Raw genomic sequence first — 14,290 nt, forward strand, 5'->3', positions numbered from 1 at the left:
GGACGACCGGTCCGGGCCCACGACCGGGGGAGGTCTCGTGCTCGCACTCGTGCGCTACGGCGTCCGCGTCCACCCGGTCGGCACCCTCGTCGTCCTCGGCTCGGCCCTCGTGACCGCCGGCACCGGCGTCGCCACCGCCTGGCTGCTCGGCCTCGTGGTCGGCAGGCTCCCCGGCGTGGTCGCCGGCGGTCCGTCGGGTCCGGTCGCGTGGGCCCTGGGCGCCGTCGTGCTCCTCATGGGCGTCGCGGTGGTCCTCGACGGCCTGGAGTTCCCCGTGATGCAGATGCTGTCGCTGCGGACCGAGGAGGACGTCCTCGCCCGGCTCGCCCGCCTGCACGTGGGACCCACCCGGGTCGCCCACCTCGAGGACCCCGTGTACCTCGACCGCGTGCAGCGCGTCCGCGCCCGGGTCTGGGAGATCAGCCGCGGCCTCACCTCCGGTGGGCAGTTCGTCAACGGCGTCCTGGGACTCGTCGGGGCCGCGGTCACCGTGGGGGCCGTGTTCTCGTGGTGGTGGGCCCTGGGCCTCGCCGGGTTCGCCGTCGTCGTCGCCGGCCTCCACGCCCGGCTCGCCGGGCGCGAGCTCGACCACTGGGTCGGCGCCACCGCCGACCAGCGGCACGCCGACTACGCCTTCCTCGTGGCCACCGAGACAGCGCCTCGCGAGGTCCGCGTCTTCGGCCTCACCGACTGGCTGGCCGAGCGCTACACGCGGCGCGCCACGGCGTCGTTCCTCCCGTTCTGGGCCCAGCGCCGCCGCAACGGCCGCCGCTCGGCCGGGCTCGAGGTCCTCCGCACGGCCCTCGCCGTCGCCGCGCTCGCGGCCGTCGTCGAGGCCGTCTCCGCCGAGCGCCTGACCGTCGGCGCCGCGGCCACGACGATCCCCCTCGTCCTCTCCCTGGCGAGCACCGACGTCAGTGGCTTCGGCCTCGTCATCCTCCGCCGCGGCAGCGCGGTCCTCGCCGACCTCGTCGAGACCGAGCGGCTCTTCGGGGCCACCACCGCGCCCGGGGCGCCCCCGAGCGGTGGAGCCCCGGAGATCGTCGTCGACGACGTGACCTTCCGCTACCCCGGTCGCGAGGCACCGGTCCTCGACCGCCTCACCCTGCGCATCGCCCCCGGCGAGAGCATCGCCCTCGTCGGCGTCAACGGCGCCGGCAAGTCCACGCTCATCCGGCTGCTCACGGGCACCCTCGTGCCCACCTCCGGACGCGTCCTCGTCGACGGCGTCGACCTCGCCACTGCGCCCGAGGAGGTCGTCCGGCGCTGGCAGCGGCGGGTCGCGGTGCTGACCCAGGAGTTCTGCCGCTACCCCCTGTCGGCGGCCGACAACGTCACGCTGGGCGTGGGCCGCCGGGCCGGGCCCGATGACACCGCGGCCCTGCGCGAAGCCGCCCGCCGGGCCGGTGCCCAGGGCGTCGTCGACGCGCTGCCGGCGGGCTGGCAGACCCCTCTCGACCCCTCGTTCGAGGGTGGCCAGGACCTGTCCGGCGGAGAGTGGCAGCGCGTCGCCCTGGCCCGTGCGCTGTTCGCGGTCGACCACGGGGCCGGCGCGCTCGTCCTCGACGAGCCGGCCGCGGCCCTCGACGTCCGCGCCGAGGCCGACCTCGTGCGCCGCCACCTCAGCCTCGCCGAGGGCGTGACCTCCCTCGTCGTCTCGCACCGCTTCTCCGTGGTGCGGCCCGTGCCGCGCATCTGCGTCCTCGAGGGCGGCCGGGTCGTCGAGGACGGATCGCACGCCGCGCTCATGGCGGCCCGTGGGCGCTACGCCAGGATGTTCACCGCCCAGTCGAGCCGCCTCGTCGACCCCGACGGCGAGGCCGAGTCCTCCGGCGAGGCCGCCCGATGAGGCGCGGCGTCGTGCTGCTCCGGCTCTGGCTCGGGCTGTCGTTCCGCACCGCTCCCGTTCTCGCCGGCACGCGGGCCCTCGTGTCGGTGGTCGCCGCGGTGCTCGGCCCGCTCGCGACCCTCGGCACCGGGGCGGTCGTCGACGGCCTGACCCGGGGCGACGACGGCCGCACCCGGTGGGGTCTGGCCCTCGTCGCCGCGTTCCTCCTCGCCCGCGTCCTCGACGGCTTCGTCGCCTGGACCGTCGGGGCGACCCTCGAGGACCTCTCCGAGCGCGACGTGCGAGCCCGCGTGCTGCGCCTCATCGCCGGCATCCCCGGCCTGGCCCACCACCACGTCCCCGACCTCGCCGACACCGTCTCCGCCGTCCGTGAGGACTCGCGCCGCCTCGGCGGTGCCTCGCGCGTCATCCCGTGGATGCTCGCCTCGGTCGCGTCCGCCGTCACCGTCACCGCGGTGCTCGCCTCGGTCGCCTGGTGGCTGGTCCTCCTCGTCCCCGCGGCGTTCTGGCCGACGTGGGTGGCCGGCCGCACCGCGCGCCGGCTCTGGCGCACCGAGCACGACAACGAGTGGTCCCGGCGGCGTGCCGACCGCCTGCTCGACATCGGGATCAGCCCCGACCACGGCGAGGAGGTGCGGTGCAGCGCCGCGGGCCCGGCCGTCGTCACCGCCCTCTCCGACGCGCTGCTCGTCCGCCGGCACCGGGTCGCCGCGGCCGGGCGCGCCGGGGTGCGCCTCCTCGTCATGGCTCGCCTGGGATTCGTCGCCGCCCTCGCGGTGGCCGTGGCCGCCCTGTTCATGGCGGTGCGCGCCGGTGAGGTCCCCGTGGGCGGCCTCGTCGTCCTCGTCCTCCTGCTGCCCCAGCTCCTCGGGACCACCGACTCGCTGTCCGGCGTCGTGGGCACGGCGGTCGAGACGTCGAAGCGGGTCGGTCGCCTCCACGACCTGCAGGTGTACGCGAGCGACCACGGCTGGTCCACGAGCGTGCAGCCGCCCCCCGCGGCCTTCCGAGACGGCATCCGGTTCGAGGACGTGTCCTTCACCTACCCGGGGGCCGACGAGCCGGCGCTGCGCGAGGTCTCGCTCCACCTGCCCGCAGGGACCACCGTGTCGCTGGTCGGCGAGAACGGGGCCGGCAAGACCACCCTCGTCGCCCTGCTCGCCCGCCTGTGGGACCCCGACTCGGGCCGGGTCGTCGTCGAGGGCACCGACCTGCGCGACGTCGACCCCGTGGCCTGGCGGTCGCGGGCGACCGCCGCGTTCCAGGACCACGCCGACCTCCAGTTCCTCGTGCGCGAGAGCGTGGGGGTCAGCCGGCCCGGGGCCGACGACGACGACCTGTGGGCCTCGCTGCGCTCCTCGACCGCCGACCACGTGGTCGGTGGCCTCCGCGGCGGGCTCGAGGCCCAGCTGGGCCGGCAGTTCGACGGCGGCACCGACCTGTCCGGGGGCCAGTGGCAGCGCCTGGCCATCGCCCGCGGGCTGCTGCGCGACGCGCCGCTGCTCGTCCTCCTCGACGAGCCGACGTCGGCGCTCGACCCCGAGGCGGAGGCCGCGATCCTCACCGCGACGATGCGGCGGGCCCGCGAGGCCGCCCGGCGCACCGGGGGCATCACCGTCGTGGTGAGCCACCGGATGTCCACCGTGCGCGCCGCCGACCTCGTCGTGGTCCTCCACGACGGCACGGTCGTCGAGGTCGGGCCGCACGACGAGCTCGTCGCCCGGGGCGGCCGCTACGCCGAGCTGTTCGCCCTCCAGGCCAGCGGCTACCGCTGACCACCACCCCGGGTGGATTTGCATAGGTTGCCTATGTAATATCGGGAGACGTGACGACCCACGACGCCCTGGCCGACGAGCTCCTGCGCGGAGCCGCCCGCCTCTCGCGCTGGGCCACCCGCACCGCCGACCTCGGGATGCCGTGGGCCCAGGCCCGCGTCCTCGCCCTCGTCGACGAGCTGGGTCCGACGCGCGTCACGACCCTCGCCGCCGCCGACGACTGCTCCCAGCCGTCGATGACGACGACCGTCCAGCGCCTCGAGGCCCTCGGGCTCGTCACGCGCACCCCCGACCCCGCCGACGCCCGCGCCACCCTCGTGACGCTGACCGTCGAGGGCGCCGACCGCCTCACCCGGCTGCGCCGGGCCCGGGGCGCCGCGCTCACCCCGGTCCTGGCCCGGGTCGCCCCCGACGAGACGAGGCTGCGCGACGCCGTCGCCCTCCTCACCGAGCTCCTCGAGGCGACCCGTGCGCCGTCGGCCCCCCAGCGAGAGGACACCTGACATGTGGCGCCAACCCCGGACCGTGTGGTCCGTCGCCTTCGCGTGCGTCGTCGCCTTCATGGGCATCGGCCTCGTCGACCCCATCCTCAAGCCGATCGGCGACAAGCTGGGCGCCACGCCCTCGCAGGTGTCGCTGCTCTTCACGAGCTACATGGCCGTCATGGGCCTGGCGATGCTCGTCACCGGCTGGGTCTCGAGCCGCATCGGCCCCAAGCGCACCCTCATCCTCGGCCTGTCGATCATCATCGTCGGCGCGGGCCTCGCGGGTGCCCAGGACTCCATCGGCGGGGTCGTCGGGTTCCGCGCGGTGTGGGGGCTGGGCAACGCCCTCTTCATCGCCACGGCCCTGGCCACGATCGTGCGGGCCGCCCGCGGCTCGGTGGCGCAGGCGATCATCCTCTACGAGGCCGCGCTCGGGCTGGGGATCGCCGCCGGTCCCCTGATGGGTGGGGCGCTCGGGTCGATCTCGTGGCGCTGGCCGTTCTTCGGCGTCAGCGCCCTGATGGCCGTGGCGCTCGTCTCGACGTGGGTCACCCTGCCGGCCACCCCGCCGACCGGGGCGCCGACGCCGCTCTCGGCCCCGCTGAAGGCCCTGCGCCATCGCGGGCTGCTCACGGTGGGCCTCACCGCACTGCTCTACAACATGGGCTTCTTCACGCTGCTCGCGTTCACCCCGTTCCCGCTCGACCTGTCCGAGCACGCCGTCGGGCTCGTCTTCTTCGGCTGGGGGCTGCTGCTGGCGTTCTCCTCGGTGGTCGTCGCGCCGTGGGTCCAGCGCCGCGTGGGGACGCTCGTGGGGATGTCGGGCGCGCTGCTCGGGTTCGCCGCCGTCCTCGCCGTCATGGGCGCCTGGACGCAGCACAAGCCCGTGCTCGTCGTCGGGACCGTGCTGTCCGGCGGCCTGCTCGGCATCAACAACACGCTCATCACCGAGTCCGTGATGAAGGTGGCGCCGGTCGAGCGCGGGGTCGCCTCCGCGGCCTACAGCTTCGTCCGCTTCGCCGGCGGTGCGGTGGCGCCGTGGGCGGCCGGGGTGCTCGGCGAGCGGTCCATCCACCTCCCGTTCTGGGTCGGTGCGGGGGCAGTCGTCGTCGCCGTCGCGGTGCTGCTCAGCGGCCGGGCCCACCTCGCGGCGGTCGACGCCCAGCCCGACCACGGCGCCGAGCCGGTGGCGTCCGAGGCCGAGGCGCAGGCGGTCACGGTCGGGACGTGAGGTCGTCGGGCCCTCGTGCGGCCTCCGGCCAGCGCCGGGCGCCCGGGCCCTCGACCCGCAGCTCGTCGTCCGGGTTGTAGACCGGGCACGCCCGCAGCGACAGGCAGCCGCACCCGATGCACGACGACAGCCCGTCCCGGACCCGCACCATCGCCTCGATCCGCTCGGTGAGGTCGTCGTGCCAGGCCCGCGACAGCCGCTGCCAGTCGCGCTTGGTCGGCGGCCGGTCGTGCGGCAGCGACTCCAGGGCCGCCCCGATCTCGGTGAGGCTGAGGCCGAACCGCTGCCCCGCCCGCACCACGGCGATCCGCCGCAGGACGTGCCGTTCGTAGCGGCGCTGGTTGCCGGCCGTGCGAAAGGACTCGACGAGACCGCGGTCTTCGTAGAACCTGACGGTGGCGACCGTGACACCGCTGCGCGCGGCGACCTCGCCGATGGGGAGCAGGTCGGTGCGGTCCACCCCACCACCGTAGGCCGAGTTGACCTCAAGCGCACTTGAGGTATGAGGATCGAGGACATGAGCGCACGGACGCCCGTCGAGACCGAGGCCGCCGCCACCCCGGCGGTCCGGCTGCTCAGCCGCGAGCACCTGCCGGTCGTGGTGGGGATCGTCGCCCTCGTCACGCTGGCGGCCTTCGAGAACCGCGCGGTGATGACGATCCTCCCCACCGTGGTGCGCGACCTCGACGGCTGGGGCCTGTTCGGCGCGTCCACGGGCGCCTCCCTCGTCACCTTCACCATCGCGATGGCCTGGTCCGGCGGGTGGACCGACCGGCGCGGGCCCCGGCCGGCCCTCCTCACCGGGCTCGTGGCTTTCGCCGTCGCCCAGCTCGTGTCCGGGCTGGCGCCGACGATGGGGGTCTTCGTCGCCGGGCGCGCGATCTCCGGTGCTGCCGAGGCGCTCATCGACACGGCCCTGTTCGTCCTCGTGGCGCAGGCGCTGCCGGACGCCCTGCGCGCCAAGGTCTTCGCCTCGTTCGCGGCGGCGTGGATCCTCCCGAGCCTGCTCGGGCCGAGCATCGCCGGCGGGATCGACGCCCTCGCGGGGTGGCGGGTCGTCTTCGTCGCGCCGCTCGTCGTCGTGCCGCTCGCCCTCGTCCCGATCCGCTCGGCCCTGCGCCGCAGCCACCCCGGCGCCGGGGACGTCGCGGACGCGGCCGGGGAGCGCCGCCGCGTCACGGCCTCGCTCGTCCTCGCCGCGGGCCTCGCCGTCACGACCTTCACCGCCCCGTGGCTCGAGACGGCGTCCACCCGCGTCCTGGGAGCGCTGGCCATCACGACCGGTGTGGTCGTCGTCCTGCTCGGCGCGAGCCGGGCCCTGCCCGCCGGGACCTTCCGGCTCGTGCGCGGCGTGCCCGCCGTCATCGCCATGCGGCTGCTCGTCTCGGCGGCGTTCACCGGCATCGGCGGCGTCCTGCCGCTCATGCTCGTCGAGACCCGGGGCGCGACCACGGCCGTGGCCGGCGTCTCGCTCACCGTGACCGGCGTGCTCTGGGCGTTCGGCTCGTGGGGCAACAGCACGGCCTGGGGACAGGCGCGTCCGGCCGCCCAGCGGCTGCGGCTCGGCGGCGCGCTCATCGCCCTGGGCTCTCTCGGCCCGGTCCTGCTCGCCCTCGACGTCGTGGGGTTCGTCCCGGGCATGGCGGGCTGGGCCCTCGCCGCGACGGGGATGGGCATCGTCTCGCCCACCGTCTCCACCGAGCTCCTCGCCCAGGCGCCCGCGGCCGAGCACGGCCGGGTCAGCGCCGCCCAGGGTCTGGCGGTCTCCACCGGCGTCGCGCTCTCGACCGCCCTCGCGGGGGGCGTCGTCGCCCTCCTCGGCGCCGCGATGACGGGTCCCGCCTTCGCGGCCCTGATGGCGACCGGCGGCGTCACCGCCCTCGGTGTCGCCCTCGCCGCCGGCCGCACCAGACCGACGCCGTAGATCCTCCCCACATCACCCGATCAACCGGCCGTGAGTGCGGAAGTGGTTGCCAGTGCGACCACTTCCGCACTCGCGGCGAAGGGGTTGATGTCCCGGGGTAGCGTCGCGGGCATGAACACCCTCGACAAGGCCACCGAGCTCCAGCGCCTGCACGCCGTCCCCGAGCTGCTGCTCGTCGTCAACGTGTGGGACGTCATCAGCGCCAGGGTCGTCGCCGGCACGCCCGGGACCACCGCCCTCGCCACGGCGAGCCACTCCATCGCCGCCTCGTACGGCTACCCCGACGGCGAGCAGATCCCCCGCGACCTCATGCTCGAGGCGTGCGGACGCATCGCCGCTGCCACCGACCTGCCCGTCTCGGCCGACCTCGAGGCCGGCTACGGCGACCCGGGCGGCACGGTGGCCCGCGCCATCGACCTCGGCATCGTCGGGGCCAACCTCGAGGACCAGCTGAAGCCGCTCGGCGAGGCCGTGGCTGCCGTCGAGGCCGCCGTCGCCGCGGGTGAGGCGGCCGGGATCCCCTTCCAGCTCAACGCCCGCACCGACGCCTTCCTCCGAGCGGGCGACCGCGACCCCGCCGAGGTCCTCGCCGACGCCATCGAGCGCGGCCGGGCCTACCTCGACGCCGGGGCGGCCACCTTCTTCGCGCCCGGGAAGCTCGACGAGCCGACCGTCGCCGCCCTCGTCGAGGCCCTCGGCCCGCAGAAGGTCACGCTCATCGGCGTGCCCGGCTCGCTCCCGCTCGACACGCTGCAGCGCCTCGGCGTCGCCCGCGTCTCGTACGGCCCGTGGAGCCAGAACGTCGCGCTCACCGCCCTGGCCGACCTGACCGAGGCCGTCCTCGCCGGCGGCGCGCTTCCCGAGGGCACGCGCAAGCTCAACTGACGGCCCGTCATCCTCGCGGCGAGTGCGGAAACGGTCGCCGGGGCAACCACTTCCGCACTCGCGGCCGGTCAGACGGTGATGGCGCCCTGCTCGGCCCGCAGGGCGATGTCGGTGCGGTGGTGCGACCCGGGCAGGTCCAGGCCGGCGACACCGGCGTAGACCCGCTCGCGCGCCTGCGCCAGCGACTCGCCCGTGGCGACCACCGACAGCACCCGCCCGCCCGCGGACACGAGGCGGTCGTCATCATCACGGGCCGTCCCGGCGTGGAGGACGTACGCCTCGCCGCTGCCGTCGACCTCCTCGACCCCGCTGATGAGGTCGCCCGTGCGCGGCGTGCCCGGGTAGGACTGCGCGGCCACGACCACGGTCACCGCGTGCTCCGGGGACCAGCGCAGGCGGGGCAGCTCGTCGAGCCGGCCCCGGGCCGCGGCCATGAGCACGCCACCGAGCGGCGTCAGCAGCCGGGCGAGGACGACCTGGGTCTCGGGGTCGCCGAAGCGCGCGTTGAACTCGATGACCCGCGGCCCGCGCGACGTCAGCGCGAGCCCGATGAAGAGCACGCCGGTGAACGGGGTGCCGCGCCGGTGCATCTCGTCGACCACCGGCTGCGCCACGCGGCGCACGACGTCGTCGACGAGGCCGTCGGGCGCCCAGTCGAGCGGGCTGTACGCGCCCATCCCGCCGGTGTTGGGGCCGGCGTCGTCGTCGCCGACCCGCTTGAAGTCCTGTGCGGGCACGAGCGGCACCACGGACGACCCGTCGCACAGGACGAACAGCGACACCTCGGGCCCGTCGAGGAACTCCTCGATGACGACCGCCCCACCCTCCTTGGCCAGGCAGGCGCGGGCGTGGTCGAGCGCCTCGTCGCGGGAGTCGGTGACGACGACACCCTTGCCGGCGGCGAGCCCGTCCTCCTTGACGACGTGGGGGGCGCCGAGGGCGTCCAGCGCCTCCTCGACCTCCTCCACCGTCGTGCAGACGTGCGCGAGGCCGGTCGGGACCTCGGCCGCCGACATGACCTCCTTGGCGAACGCCTTGCTGCCCTCGAGCCGGGCGGCGCGCGCCGACGGCCCGAAGCAGGCGATGCCGGCTGCGCGCACGGCGTCGGCGACCCCGGCGACGAGCGGCGCCTCCGGCCCGACGACCACGAGGTCGGCACCGAGGCGGGTGGCGAGGTCGACCACACCCTGCGGATCGGTGATGCCCGTGGGCACCGGTTCGCAGGCGGCGAGCGCGGCGATGCCGGGGTTCCCCGGTGCCGCGACGACCTCGTCGACCGACGGGTCGAGGGAGAGGGAACGGACGATGGCGTGCTCGCGGGCCCCGGACCCGACGACGAGTACCTTCACGGGCCCCGATCCTAGGCGTCGCGGGCGGCGGGGGTCGGCCCGGTCCGCCGACGGCCTCGCGGACCGGGTTGGCGGGACGAGGCGTGGCCACGCGCCCACGGGCTCTAGACTGGTGAGTTCCGTGGCCAGCGCCACGTGCATCGCCGATCCACAGCAGGAGACCTCGCCCCGTGACCGCTCCCCACCCGGTGCCCGACACCTCACCCGACGTCGAGGGCGAGATCGCGCACGAGCAGGCACACGTCGACCGGGTCTACGCCGAGCTCGAGAAGGCCACCCGCCGCGCCGCCGACGTCGAGGCCGACGGCTTGGCCCGCGGCCGCACCAGCCGCACCGGCGACGTCCGCGACGAGGAGATGACCGGCCTGTTCGAGCGCGACGCGCTGGTCTACGCCGCCGCCCGACGCCGCGCGATGATCGACAAGCAGTACGAGGGCCTCGTCTTCGGCCGCCTCGACCTCGGCACCGAGCAGTCCACCGCCGCCGAGCGCGAGGTCCGCTACATCGGCCGCCTCGGCGTGCGCGACGACGAGTACGAGCCGCTCGTCGTCGACTGGCGGGCCCCCGCCGCCTCCGCCTTCTACCGCGCCACCCCGGTCGACCCGATGGGCGTGGTGCGCCGCCGCGTGCTGCGCAGCCGGGGGGCCACCGTCATCGGCGCCGAGGACGACCTCATGGTCCCCGAGGCGCCGGACGACCTCGTCGTGCTCGGCGACGGCGCGCTCATCGCGGCGCTCACCCGCAGCCGCGGCCGCCAGATGCGCGACATCGTCGCCACCATCCAGCGCCACCAGGACGAGGCGATCCGGGCGCCCTCGCGCGGCATCACCGAGATCAGCGGCGGCCCGGGCACGGGCAAGACCGTCGTCGCCCTGCACCGCGCCGCCTACCTGCTCTACTCCGAGCGCCGCCGCTACGAGAACGGCGGCATCCTCGTCGTCGGCCCGTCGGCCGCGTACACCGCGTACATCGAGCGCGTCCTGCCGAGCCTGGGCGAGGAGTCGGTGTCGCTGCGCGCGCTCGGCGACCTCGTCGACGGGATGACCGCGGTGCGCGTGGACTCCCCGGAGGTCGCGGCCGTCAAGGGCTCGCTGCGCATCCGCCGGCTACTGTCCCGCCTCGCGTCCCGCCCGCCGGCCGGTGCGGCGCGGGAGTTCCGGTCCTTCGTCGGCGGCCACGCCGTGCGCCTCGACGAGCACGTCCTGCGCCGGCTGCGGTCCGACGTCCTGCGGGGCCACCAGCACAACCTCGGCACCGACGCCGCCCGCACGGCCCTCGCCGAGGCGGCCTGGCGCTCGGTGCGCCAGGGCGAGCGCGACGCCTTCCTCGACGCCTTCGACGGCTCCCGCGAGGTCGACGAGTTCATGGCGTCCTGGTGGCGCCAGCTCGACCCCCGCGAGCTCCTCCTGTCGCTCGCCGACACCGACCACGTCTACGGGCTGTCCCGCGGCGTCCTCGACCAGGAGGAGGCCGCGGCCCTCGCGTACTCCTACCGCGAGGCGCTCGAGCTCGGCACCTGGTCGGCCTCCGACGCCGCCCTCGTCGACGAGCTCGTCTCGCGCCTCGGGGCGATGCAGGAGGTCGAGCGCGAGGAGGTCGGCTTCTACGACATCGAGGAGCTCGACGACCTCGCGTCCTACGGCGTCGTCGACGTCCGTGCCGGGGTCGACCGCCGCGTCGCGCCCGAGGAGAGCTACCACGTCGTCACCCCCGCCGACGCCCGCGAGCGCCTGATGCAGGGGCGCATCGACCGCGCCTCGGGGTACGCCCACGTCCTCGTCGACGAGGCCCAGGACCTGTCCCCGATGCAGTGGCGCATGCTCGCCCGCCGCGGCCGCACCGCCTCGTGGACCGTCGTCGGCGACGCCGCGCAGGCGTCGTGGGCCGACCTCGCCGAGGCCGGTCGGGCGCGCGAGGAGGCCTTCGCCGGCCAGGAGCGCCGGGCGTTCCACATGGACACCAACTACCGCAACGCCCGCGAGATCTTCGACCACGCGCGCGACGTCATCCTCCCCCTCGTCCCAGACGCCGACATCCCGGACGCCGTGCGCGAGACCGGGGTCGACCCGGTCGTCCGCGCCGTCGACGGCTCGCTCGCCGAGGCGGCGGCGCAGGCCGTCGAGCAGCTGCTCGAGGAGGTCGAGGGCTCGATCGCCGTCATCCCGGCCCGCCGCTGGGAGGACCGGCTCGCCGCCCTCGACGGCGCGGGCGACGGGCGCGTGCGCGTCATCGACCCGCTCTCGACCAAGGGCCTGGAGTGGGACGCGACCGTGGTCGTCGACCCCGACGCCATCACCGAGGAGTCACCGGGCGGCGTGCGCGTGCTCTACGTCGTGCTCACCCGCGCGGCCCACCGCATGCACGTCCTGCGCCCCGCCTGACCGACGCGGCAGCGAGCCGACGCGGCTCAGTCGAGGAGGGCGTGCCGCTCGATGATCTCGTGGCGGCCCGGGCCGACGCCGACCGCCGACACCCGCGCCCCGATGAGCTCCTCGACCCGCAGGACGTACGCCTGGGCGGCCGCCGGCAGTGACTCGAAGGTGCGGCACTCGGAGATGTCCTCCCACCAGCCGTCGAGCCACTCGTAGACCGGCTTGGCGTGGTGGAAGTCGCTCTGGTTGACCGGCATCTCCTCGTGCCGGACGCCGTCGACCTCGTAGGCCACACAGACCGGCACCTTGTCGAAACCGGTGAGGACGTCGAGCTTGGTGATGACGAAGTCGGTGACGCCGTTGATGCGCGTCGCGTAGCGCCCGATGACGGTGTCCATCCAGCCGCAGCGGCGGGGGCGACCGGTGGTGGTGCCGTACTCGGCGCCGACCTTGCGCAGGGTCTCGCCGTCGTCGTCGAACAGCTCGGTGGGGAACGGGCCCTCGCCGACGCGGGTCGTGTACGCCTTGAGGATCGCGATGACACGGGTGACGCGGGTCGGCGGGATGCCCGAGCCGGTGCACGCCCCGCCGGCGGTCGCCGAGGAGGAGGTGACGAACGGGTAGGTGCCGTGGTCGACATCGAGGAGGGTGGCCTGCCCGGCCTCGAGGAGCACGTTCTGGCCGGCGTCGAGGGCCTGCTCGAGGACGAGCGAGGTGTCGGCGACCATCGGGCGCAGCCGGTCGGCGTGGGCGAGCAGCTCGGCCACGACGCGGTCGACCTCGGCGGCGCGCGTGTTGTAGATCTTCACGAGCACCTGGTTCTTCAGCGACAGCGCCGCCTCGACCTTCTGGCGCAGGATGCCCTCGTCGAACAGGTCCTGGACGCGCACGCCGACCCGGTTCATCTTGTCGGCGTAGGTGGGGCCGATGCCGCGGCCGGTGGTCCCGATGCGGCGCGAGCCGAGGAAGCGCTCGGTCACCTTGTCGAGCGTGCGGTTGTACGAGGCGATGACGTGGGCGTTGGCCGACACGACGAGGCGTGAGGTGTCGACACCGCGGGCCTCGAGGCCGTCGATCTCCTGGAAGAGCACGTCGAGGTCGATGACGACGCCGTTGCCGATGACGGGGGTGACCGTGGGCGTGAGGATGCCCGAGGGGAGCAGGTGCAGGGCGTACTTCTCGCGCGTGCCGTCCTCGCCCTCGATGACGACGGTGTGGCCCGCGTTGTTGCCGCCGTTGAACTTCACGACGAAGTCGACGTCGGACCCCATGAGGTCGGTGGCCTTGCCCTTGCCCTCGTCGCCCCACTGGGCTCCGATCAGCACGATCGCCGGCATCCCGGCTCCTTCCGAACATGCCCCCGGGGTGCGTCGACCCCGAGCGCGCCGAAGGCCCCTCGCGGGTACGCGCCGGGGCCTCGTACACCCCACCCTATCGCGAGTGCGCCCGTGCTCCCCGGTCGTGTCAGCGGCGGCGGCGGGCGAGCGCCCAGCCGAGCTGGAAGCGGGTGTCGACCCCGTTCACGGCCATGAGGTGCGCGACCCGCCGGCGCACGGTGCGCAGGCTGACCCCGAGGTAGCGGGCGATGGCCTCGTCCTTGAGCCCGAGCTCGAGCAGCTCGACGAGCTTGGGGTCGCCGGTGCTCTCGCGCCCGACCGCCGGGGCGGGCACCGCGTGGCGCCAGGAGAGGTCGAAGTACGCCGTGTACAGGTGCACGACGAGGGGGTCGCGGATGACGACGTAGCCCTCGGCGGGGTCGTCCCAGGCCGAGAGGGCGACGACCGCCGCCGAGCCGAAGACGGCGAACTCGGTGTCGGTCGTGGGCAGGATGCGCTGGTCCTCCCCCACCTCGGCCCAGCTCGACATCCAGCGCTGGCCCTGGGGGGTCGACAGGGCCGAGGCGGGGTAGACGGCCCGCTGCTCCTCGCCGCGCCGGATGCGCTCCTCGTTGGCGCGCATCGTCGCGTCGTCGAGCGCGGGGCCCTCGACGATGGTGAGGACGTAGTTGCGCAGCAGCCCGGTGGTCTCGGCGAGCAGCCGGCTCACGACCGAGGGCGCGAGGGCGTCGTCGATGCGTTCGGTGATCGGCTCGTGCGCGCCGAGCGCCTGGGTGGTGATCCGGGCGATGAGGTCGCGCGAGGCCTCGAGGTCGCGTCGCCGCTCCTCGACCCTCGTCATCTCGCGCCGGAGCTGCTCCTCGAGGACGAGGAGCGCCCCACCGTCGTACGTCGATGGGTCGCTCACGCGTCCCACCTCCATTCCCCTGCGGAAGGTGGCCGAATGCTGCCAGTGGCATCCAAGTGTCGCACTATCCGGGGCCCCCGTTGCACCATTGACCAGCACAGCCGAGGTTGCAGGGGACCGACGGGTGGGCGTTTCTTGGCGAGAGGGAAGCGCTCGACATCCCGGCGGGCTCGTAG

The 14,290-nt window shown here is 74.8% G+C and carries 11 protein-coding genes; 7 read left to right on the forward strand and 4 right to left on the reverse strand.

What is annotated here, in order from left to right:
* Nucleotides 1-37 precede the first annotated feature (37 nt).
* The 4 genes from ACFLFB_RS17260 to ACFLFB_RS17275 are packed head-to-tail and all read left to right on the forward strand — an operon-like array spanning nucleotide 38 to nucleotide 5,340.
* The gene (locus ACFLFB_RS17260) at nucleotides 38-1,849 is read left to right on the forward strand and encodes an ABC transporter ATP-binding protein (protein ID WP_392543396.1); all 1,812 of its coding nucleotides are present in this window, start codon (nucleotides 38-40) and stop codon (nucleotides 1,847-1,849) included.
* On the forward strand, nucleotides 1,846-3,624 hold the full coding sequence (locus ACFLFB_RS17265; protein ID WP_392543397.1) for an ABC transporter ATP-binding protein: 1,779 nt from the start codon (nucleotides 1,846-1,848) through the stop codon (nucleotides 3,622-3,624). Before ACFLFB_RS17260 ends, ACFLFB_RS17265 begins: the two co-directional genes overlap by 4 nt.
* 50 nt (nucleotides 3,625-3,674) lie before the next feature.
* Nucleotides 3,675-4,127 (forward strand): MarR family winged helix-turn-helix transcriptional regulator, encoded by a 453-nt coding sequence (locus tag ACFLFB_RS17270; RefSeq protein ID WP_392543398.1) that lies wholly within the window; start codon nucleotides 3,675-3,677, stop codon nucleotides 4,125-4,127.
* 1 nt (nucleotide 4,128) lies between these two features.
* Complete coding sequence (locus tag ACFLFB_RS17275) at nucleotides 4,129-5,340, forward strand: MFS transporter (protein ID WP_392543399.1); 1,212 nt, start codon at nucleotides 4,129-4,131, stop codon at nucleotides 5,338-5,340.
* Here ACFLFB_RS17275 and soxR read toward each other — a convergent pair.
* The gene (soxR, locus tag ACFLFB_RS17280) at nucleotides 5,324-5,800 is read right to left on the reverse strand and encodes a redox-sensitive transcriptional activator SoxR (protein WP_392543400.1); all 477 of its coding nucleotides are present in this window, start codon (nucleotides 5,798-5,800) and stop codon (nucleotides 5,324-5,326) included. The two genes, ACFLFB_RS17275 and soxR, sit on opposite strands and share 17 nt — an antisense overlap.
* A gap of 57 nt (nucleotides 5,801-5,857) precedes the next feature.
* Between soxR and ACFLFB_RS17285 the strand changes: the two genes are divergently transcribed.
* Nucleotides 5,858-7,264, forward strand: a complete 1,407-nt coding sequence (locus ACFLFB_RS17285) for an MFS transporter (RefSeq protein WP_392543401.1) — start codon at nucleotides 5,858-5,860, stop codon at nucleotides 7,262-7,264.
* Between the two features lie 111 nt (nucleotides 7,265-7,375).
* Nucleotides 7,376-8,149, forward strand: a complete 774-nt coding sequence (locus tag ACFLFB_RS17290; RefSeq protein ID WP_392543402.1) for an isocitrate lyase/phosphoenolpyruvate mutase family protein — start codon at nucleotides 7,376-7,378, stop codon at nucleotides 8,147-8,149.
* A gap of 68 nt (nucleotides 8,150-8,217) precedes the next feature.
* On the opposite strand, the gene purD is transcribed toward ACFLFB_RS17290, so the two are convergent.
* A complete protein-coding gene (purD, locus tag ACFLFB_RS17295) occupies nucleotides 8,218-9,498 on the reverse strand; it encodes a phosphoribosylamine--glycine ligase (RefSeq protein WP_392543403.1) in 1,281 nt (426 codons plus the stop codon).
* Between the two features lie 170 nt (nucleotides 9,499-9,668).
* Between purD and ACFLFB_RS17300 the strand changes: the two genes are divergently transcribed.
* Complete coding sequence (locus ACFLFB_RS17300; RefSeq protein WP_392543404.1) at nucleotides 9,669-11,879, forward strand: HelD family protein; 2,211 nt, start codon at nucleotides 9,669-9,671, stop codon at nucleotides 11,877-11,879.
* Between the two features lie 26 nt (nucleotides 11,880-11,905).
* Here ACFLFB_RS17300 and ACFLFB_RS17305 read toward each other — a convergent pair whose 3' ends face one another.
* Both ACFLFB_RS17305 and ACFLFB_RS17310 read right to left on the reverse strand, forming a co-directional pair.
* Complete coding sequence (locus ACFLFB_RS17305) at nucleotides 11,906-13,207, reverse strand: adenylosuccinate synthase (protein ID WP_392543405.1); 1,302 nt, start codon at nucleotides 13,205-13,207, stop codon at nucleotides 11,906-11,908.
* Nucleotides 13,208-13,334: 127 nt separating this feature from the next.
* Nucleotides 13,335-14,114: a hypothetical protein gene (locus ACFLFB_RS17310; RefSeq protein ID WP_392543406.1), complete on the reverse strand. Its 780-nt coding sequence runs from the start codon at nucleotides 14,112-14,114 to the stop codon at nucleotides 13,335-13,337.
* Between the last annotated feature and the right edge of the window lie 176 nt (nucleotides 14,115-14,290).

The organism is Oryzobacter telluris, from assembly GCF_043099285.1.
GTDB classification, from domain to species: Bacteria; Actinomycetota; Actinomycetes; order Actinomycetales; family Dermatophilaceae; genus Oryzobacter; species Oryzobacter telluris.

Bases quoted from the DNA above. Each gene is read 5' to 3' on its own strand.
- ACFLFB_RS17265 (WP_392543397.1), top strand. From the start codon at position 1,846: ATGAGGCGCGGCGTCGTGCTGCTCCGGCTCTGGCTCGGGCTGTCGTTC.
- ACFLFB_RS17275 (WP_392543399.1), top strand. From the start codon at position 4,129: ATGTGGCGCCAACCCCGGACCGTGTGGTCCGTCGCCTTCGCGTGCGTC.
- ACFLFB_RS17285 (WP_392543401.1), top strand. From the start codon at position 5,858: ATGAGCGCACGGACGCCCGTCGAGACCGAGGCCGCCGCCACCCCGGCG.
- ACFLFB_RS17290 (WP_392543402.1), top strand. From the start codon at position 7,376: ATGAACACCCTCGACAAGGCCACCGAGCTCCAGCGCCTGCACGCCGTC.
- ACFLFB_RS17305 (WP_392543405.1), bottom strand. From the start codon at position 13,207: ATGCCGGCGATCGTGCTGATCGGAGCCCAGTGGGGCGACGAGGGCAAG.